The sequence below is a fragment of the Veillonella sp. R32 genome, from assembly GCF_010093125.1.
Classification (GTDB): domain Bacteria; phylum Bacillota; class Negativicutes; order Veillonellales; family Veillonellaceae; genus Veillonella_A.
This window is the reverse complement of the sequence record NZ_NMZQ01000046.1, coordinates 23,174-29,237: the sequence shown is the minus strand read 5'-3', so window position 1 is coordinate 29,237 and position 6,064 is coordinate 23,174. Positions and strand designations below refer to the sequence as shown.

7 protein-coding genes are annotated in these 6,064 nt (G+C 41.3%); all 7 read left to right on the top strand.

Going from position 1 to position 6,064, the window contains the following annotated elements:
- Nucleotides 1-123 precede the first annotated feature (123 nt).
- The 7 genes from thiL to VER_RS08990 all read left to right on the top strand — a co-directional run bounded on the left by thiL (nt 124) and on the right by VER_RS08990 (nt 6,057).
- On the top strand, nt 124-1,125 hold the full coding sequence (thiL, locus tag VER_RS09020; RefSeq protein WP_162100499.1) for a thiamine-phosphate kinase: 1,002 nt from the start codon (nt 124-126) through the stop codon (nt 1,123-1,125).
- A gap of 8 nt (nt 1,126-1,133) precedes the next feature.
- Nucleotides 1,134-1,640, top strand: coding sequence for a tRNA (adenosine(37)-N6)-threonylcarbamoyltransferase complex ATPase subunit type 1 TsaE (gene tsaE, locus VER_RS09015; protein ID WP_238390200.1), 507 nt, complete (start codon nt 1,134-1,136; stop codon nt 1,638-1,640).
- Complete coding sequence (tsaB, locus tag VER_RS09010) at nt 1,624-2,406, top strand: tRNA (adenosine(37)-N6)-threonylcarbamoyltransferase complex dimerization subunit type 1 TsaB (RefSeq protein WP_162100497.1); 783 nt, start codon at nt 1,624-1,626, stop codon at nt 2,404-2,406. Before tsaE ends, tsaB begins: the two co-directional genes overlap by 17 nt.
- Nucleotides 2,399-2,854 (top strand): ribosomal protein S18-alanine N-acetyltransferase, encoded by a 456-nt coding sequence (gene rimI / locus VER_RS09005; protein WP_162100496.1) that lies wholly within the window; start codon nt 2,399-2,401, stop codon nt 2,852-2,854. The genes tsaB and rimI overlap by 8 nt, the downstream gene beginning before the upstream one ends.
- Before the next feature lie 5 nt (nt 2,855-2,859).
- Nucleotides 2,860-3,870 carry a tRNA (adenosine(37)-N6)-threonylcarbamoyltransferase complex transferase subunit TsaD gene (gene tsaD / locus VER_RS09000; RefSeq protein ID WP_162100501.1) on the top strand — a complete coding sequence of 337 codons (1,011 nt, stop codon included), beginning with the start codon at nt 2,860-2,862 and terminating at the stop codon, nt 3,868-3,870.
- A 12-nt stretch (nt 3,871-3,882) separates the two neighbouring features.
- Nucleotides 3,883-5,373 carry a sensor histidine kinase gene (locus VER_RS08995; RefSeq protein WP_162100495.1) on the top strand — a complete coding sequence of 497 codons (1,491 nt, stop codon included), beginning with the start codon at nt 3,883-3,885 and terminating at the stop codon, nt 5,371-5,373.
- A 108-nt stretch (nt 5,374-5,481) separates the two neighbouring features.
- Nucleotides 5,482-6,057 (top strand): ANTAR domain-containing response regulator, encoded by a 576-nt coding sequence (locus VER_RS08990; RefSeq protein WP_162100494.1) that lies wholly within the window; start codon nt 5,482-5,484, stop codon nt 6,055-6,057.
- The last annotated feature ends 7 nt before the right edge of the window (nt 6,058-6,064 follow it).

The following is a 6,064-nucleotide window of genomic DNA, read 5'->3' as shown; positions in this document are numbered from 1 at the left end:
CAGTCCTTGTGATATGTCCTTTTAATGTGGTAAGGTAAGTAGTAGCACACGCTGAACCATTGGACAAAGTATGCTATAATAATAACGATTCTATGAAATTGTAGTTATTACTTAGGAGGGCTTATGAAGGTTTCTGATACAGGGGAATTTGGCTTTATTGATGCCATAAAATTGAATACCTTAAGTGATGAGACTACAGTCGTGAAAGGTATTGGAGATGATTGTGCTGTATATCGAGCTACTCCTGAGTATGATCAGTTAATTACTACAGACATGATGGTAAGAGGTATTCACTTTTCTGAGCAAACCACAGCGCCCTTTGATGTAGGTTATCGTCTAGGGACTGCTAATATTAGTGATATTGCTGCCATGGGAGGGATTCCAAGGCAGGCTGTCGTTGCTGTTGCTATGCCAGCTGATACTGATTTAGGCTATATGTCAGCTATTTTTGACGGTCTAAAAGAGGTATGTCATACTTATAAGGTGAATCTTATAGGCGGTGACACAGTGACGACTACGGGCCCTCTCACCTTATCAGTTACGCTCGTTGGTGAAGTGCCTAAAGGGCAAGCTGTTTTGCGAAGTGGCGCCCAACCAGGCGATTTAGTAGTAGTTTCTAATACTATTGGTAATAGTGCGGCCGGTTTAGCCGTATTGTTGGCTCAGATTAAGGGCTTTAACTTTTGTAAAAGGGCTCATCAGCGCCCAGAACCTCAAATTAAACTTGGTCAGTGGCTACGGCAACAAGGGGCTACAGCCTTAAATGATATTAGCGATGGCCTTAGTAGTGAACTCCATGAAATTGCTAAGGCTTCTAAGGTGAATATAGAGATTAAGGGGATGGCTATACCGCTTCATGAGGAAACAAAACAAGCAGCCCAACTATTGGGCGTAAATCCCCTTGATTGGGCCTTGTATGGTGGTGAAGATTTCCAACTACTGGGCACTGTGCCACAAGCTTTAGGTCCCCTCATTGAAGCCCATAAGGATTTACATTGTATTGGACAAGTTACGGTAGGGCCTGGTAAGGTTATTTTATACACTGATGAGGAAGAAGCCCTTTTTTTGGAACCTAAAGGCTATGATCATTTTAAAACAACTGACCGTATGAATATAAAGGAGTAATGAAAGGTATGATAGATAATTCTAAAGGGGGAGCACGGATGCATTGCCAAACAGCTACCGTTAAGGATACTGAGCAATTAGGCTTTCAATTAGGTAGTTTTCTAAGACATTTTGCTAAGCCACTTTGTGTTGCCTTAGTTGGTGATTTAGGCACTGGCAAGACCCATTTTTCACAAGGCGTGGCACGTGGTTTTGGCGTTACTGACGAAGTAACGAGTCCTACCTTTGCCTTAATGAATACATATGAAACGGTAGCAGGTACGCTGTATCATTTTGACGTGTATCGTTTAGAAGATGAATATGAATTAGAAAATATTGGATTTAGTGAATTTACGGAAGATACTCTCAGTTTAGTAGAATGGGCTGATAAATTTCCAGAAGCGTTGCCACTAGAAGTGCTATGGATTACCTTGACTGCTGAAGCAAATGGCAGTCGTCACAGCGTGTGGCAAACAGCAGAGCTTACCGAGGAGGAGCTCTTAGCAATAGGAGGACAGTATGTATTTAGGGATTGAAACGAGTAGCGCCGTATCAAGTGTGGCGTTAATGGATACAACGAAACTTGTTGGTGAACTAACCGTGCAAGCCGGATTAACCCATTCGGAACAATTGGTGCCACATATTGAGTTATTGATGCAGCAAAGTGGTGTGGCAAAATCCGATATAGAAGGCATTGCCGTAAGTATTGGTCCAGGATCTTTTACAGGGTTACGAATTGGTTTAGGCACAGCTAAAGCCTTAGCTTATGCATGGCAGGTGCCTTTATTAGGCGTTATGACGATGGATGTTCTTGCCCATAACTTTTGGCAATGGGAGGGACTTATTGCCGTTATGATTGATGCACAAAAAAAGAATGTCTATGAAGGCTTATATCGCTGGGAAGATAATCAGATGCGATGTGTGCAAGAGCCTACTGTAAAAGTGCGAACGGACGCCTTAACGACTTTAGGTGAATTGAAAGAACCTGTAACAGTTGTAGGGGACGGGATTATAAAAGTAGCGGCTACAGTTAGTGACTTTGGGACAAACCTTACAGTAGGGCCTACTACCATGCGAATCCCACGGGCTAGTAGTCTATTATTAGCTGCTTTACCTCGTTTTTTACGGCAGGAGCCAGATGAAGCTTTAACGGTGGCTCCTTACTATATTCGTCGTTCTGAAGCTGAAGTTGTTTGGGATGCTAAACATCCAGAATTAGCGGCTCAAATGAAGGGCCAAGAACCGACTGTTGTAGTTACGGAAGCAGCGCCAGCACTGAGTGATGAGGTGCCTCATGCTTAGCTTACGAGTGGCGACCCTAGAGGATAAAGAAGCTATTTATGACATTGAAAAGGCTTGTTTTTCAGTGCCTTGGTCCATGGAGTCCATTACTACAGAATTAACAGAAACAGAACAGCGTTTGTATTTGGTGGCCGAAGAAGAGGGACATATTATTGGCTATGCTGGGGCCTGGTTAGTATTGGATGAAGGGCAAATAACCAATATAGCTATCCATCCTGAGTTTCGTCGTGAGGGGTATGGAGCCATGTTAACGCGAAAGTTAATTAAAGAATTATTCAAAAGAGGTATGAGCGAAATATTTTTAGAAGTGCGTATTTCTAATGTAGCGGCTCTTACTATGTATCGTCGGTTAGGATTAACTGTTAAAGGCGTTCGTAAGAATTATTATACTGAGCCTGTGGAAGATGCGTACATTATGTCTATTATAAGAGAGGAGGCCCTGGTGTGAACAACATATATACCTTAGCCATTGAAAGTAGTTGTGACGAAACATCGGCGGCCGTATTGGTAAATGGTCGACGTGTGCTATCAAATGTAATTTCCAGCCAAGTGCCTATTCATCAAAAATTTGGTGGGGTAGTGCCTGAAATTGCATCTCGGCATCATATTGAACAAGTCATTCCTGTTGTAGATCAAGCTTTACAGGATGCACAAGTAAGTTTAGCTGACATTAATCATATTGGGGTTACCTATGGACCTGGTTTAGTAGGTTCCTTATTGGTAGGCGTAGCGGCTGCTAAAGGTCTATCTTTTGCTACAGGGATTCCTTTGATTGGGGTTCATCATATGGAAGGTCATATTTTTGCTAATTTTTTGGCCCATCCAGAGTTGGAACCACCGTTTCTAAGTTTAGTAGTATCCGGTGGTCACACTATGTTAGTAGTTGTCAAAGACTATGAAACCTTTGAAGTATTAGGGCAGACTCGTGATGATGCGGCTGGCGAAGCGTTTGATAAAATTGCTCGCGTTATGGGCTATCCCTATCCAGGGGGGCCTCAAATTGAAAAAGTTGGGGCCACAGGTAATCCATTGGCCATTGATTTTCCAAAAGCCTTACAAGCTAAAGGAAACTTTGAATTTAGTTTTAGTGGCTTAAAATCGGCTGTTTTAAATTACTTAAATAGTGCAAAACAAAAAGGCGAGTCCATTAATGAAGCGGATGTAGCTGCTTCGTTTCAGCAGGCTATTATTGATGTACTGGTTCATAAAACCTGTGAAGCAGCACAAGTAACAGGACAAACAAAGATTACGTTAGCAGGCGGTGTATCGGCGAATAAACATTTGCAAGATGCCTTAGCTGCTATGTGTGAACGGGAAGGTTTTACTTTTTATCGTCCTAGCTCAATTTTAGCTACTGATAATGCAGCTATGATTGGCTGCCGTGCCTATTATATGGCGCAGGCTGGTAAATTTAGCGATTTGCATTTAAATGCTAAGCCAGCCATTCCTCTTGGCAATGTATAAGGTGGTCTAGGTATGATAGGGCAACAATTACAGCAGTATACAGATTTATCAGAACCTCAACAACGCTTATTATTGCAAGTAGCTCAACTATTACCTTTTGGGGCGTCTTTGCCACAGCAAGATGTTTGCATTTTTACGACCGCTACCAATGGTCAAATATTAGTAATAGGGCCTTTGAAAGATTGGCCACAACAACATATTGATAAGGAAACCATTCTGTTAGAGCGCTATGAAGTTGGGCTTTGGCAAGAATTACTACAAAGCGGTCAGTCTGTGAAAGGCTTTATGGAAAGACAGTATGGTCATTTAGCCCGTCTATTAGCTTTTCCTATAGTCGATAATGGGGGCAAATGTATTGGTGGCTTAGCTATTATCCATAATGGCCTAGAGCCGCACACAGATGCCCTTTTATTAACAGCTTCTGATGTGTTGGCTGAAACTACTTATATGGCTATGATGGTACCGCAACAAAATCAAGATGAACTTTATAAACCTCTATCGTATCAAGATGGTATTATTATCTTTGATGAAGCGGGCACCATTTTATATGCTAATGAAGCGGCGTCACATTTAGTTGATTTATTAGGTTTTGATCGTCGTTTAGTGGGGACTTCAATTTACGGTGGTTCTTTAAAAATGAGTTGGGTGAAACAGGCTATTAGAGAACATCGAGGGGCTATTGCGGAAGAAATTTATGGCGATATTATTGTAGAGCAAACTATATTGCCCATTAGTGGCAGCCGGACTAAGCGTAGTTTCTTGTTTTTAAAAGACAAGACGGCTTTGCGGCGAAAAGAACAAGAATTATTAGTAAAAAATTCTGTGATTAAAGAGATTCATCATCGCGTAAAGAATAATTTGCAAACCGTAGCGGGCTTATTGCGCATGGAAGCGCGTCGTTCTGATTCGGAACAAGTAAAAAAAGCGTTGCAAGCAGGCGTTAGTCGTATTGAAAGTATGGCTTTAGTTCATGAAGTGATTTCCCATTATGAGGAAGACTATATAGATTTACGTACGATTGCGGAAGAATTAATTCGGCTTTTGAAACGAGCTTTGCTACAAACCGAAGACGTGGTAACTTGTGAATACGTAGGACCATCTATTTTGTTGTCGTCTCACCGTGCTGGGTATGTGTCGTTAATTTTGAATGAATTAATTTCTAATAGCTTTGAACATGGGTTTGGCATGGGCGGTATTAAAGCTGAAAACTCAAGTAATGATTTATCTTTGGTTAATAGTGAATCTGACGGAGCCCTAACAACGACAGATTTTCCTACCCTTAAAATTACCGGTGTTTTACACGAAGGGTTGATTACTTTGGAAGTGGCGGACAATGGTAAAGGTGTACTGGTGGACTTTGATTGTACAACCTCAAAACGTTTGGGCTTACAGATTATTAGAAATTTAGTGACTAATGAGTTAGGTGGTACATTTCAGATGAAGCGTGGTGCTACGAAGGGTACCATTGTGACTATTACATTTCCTGAAGAAGCTTCTTATTAATACTAGGAATGTGAAAAAAATAGGAAAATTGCATATACACATAATAGTAAAAGAGAATTACAGTTAACATATACTGTAGTATAGAGAGTTCTATTTGAGGAGATTAGCATGAGAGTTTTAATTGTGGATGATGAATCGCTAATTCGCATGGATTTACGGGATCAATTAGAAGCAGCTGGCTATGAAGTAGTGGGGGAAGGTAAAAATGGTGTTGAGGCGATTCAGCAAGCAAAAGCCTTACAGCCAGACGTGATTCTAATGGATGTAAAAATGCCAGAACTTGATGGGATTGAAGCGGCGCGGCAAATTCGACATAACCAGTGGGGGCCGGTTGTGTTATTAACTGCCTATAGTCAGCAAGAATTGGTACAAAAGGCAGGGCAGTCAGGGGTATATGGCTATTTGATTAAGCCTGTACGAGAAGATCAACTCATTCCTACCTTAGAAATGGCCTTTCACCGCTATGCTGAAGATGTGGCACTAAAGTCTAATATTGAAGAATTAGAAAATACGTTAGAAGAGCGTAAAGTCATTGCTCGCGCTACCGGGATTTTACAAAAATTATATAACTTAACTGAAGATGAGGCGTATAATCGACTTCGTTCTTTCAGTATGGATAAGCATATTACCCTTATTGAAACGAGTCATAAGATTATAGCAGCCGCTAAGAAACGCAGTGTGTAAGCACTGC

Excerpts from the sequence above, each read along its gene's own strand:
- thiL (WP_162100499.1), top strand. The coding sequence starts at position 124 with ATGAAGGTTTCTGATACAGGGGAATTTGGCTTTATTGATGCCATAAAA.
- tsaE (WP_238390200.1), top strand. The coding sequence starts at position 1,134 with ATGATAGATAATTCTAAAGGGGGAGCACGGATGCATTGCCAAACAGCT.
- tsaB (WP_162100497.1), top strand. The coding sequence starts at position 1,624 with ATGTATTTAGGGATTGAAACGAGTAGCGCCGTATCAAGTGTGGCGTTA.
- rimI (WP_162100496.1), top strand. The coding sequence starts at position 2,399 with ATGCTTAGCTTACGAGTGGCGACCCTAGAGGATAAAGAAGCTATTTAT.
- VER_RS08995 (WP_162100495.1), top strand. The coding sequence starts at position 3,883 with ATGATAGGGCAACAATTACAGCAGTATACAGATTTATCAGAACCTCAA.
- VER_RS08990 (WP_162100494.1), top strand. The coding sequence starts at position 5,482 with ATGAGAGTTTTAATTGTGGATGATGAATCGCTAATTCGCATGGATTTA.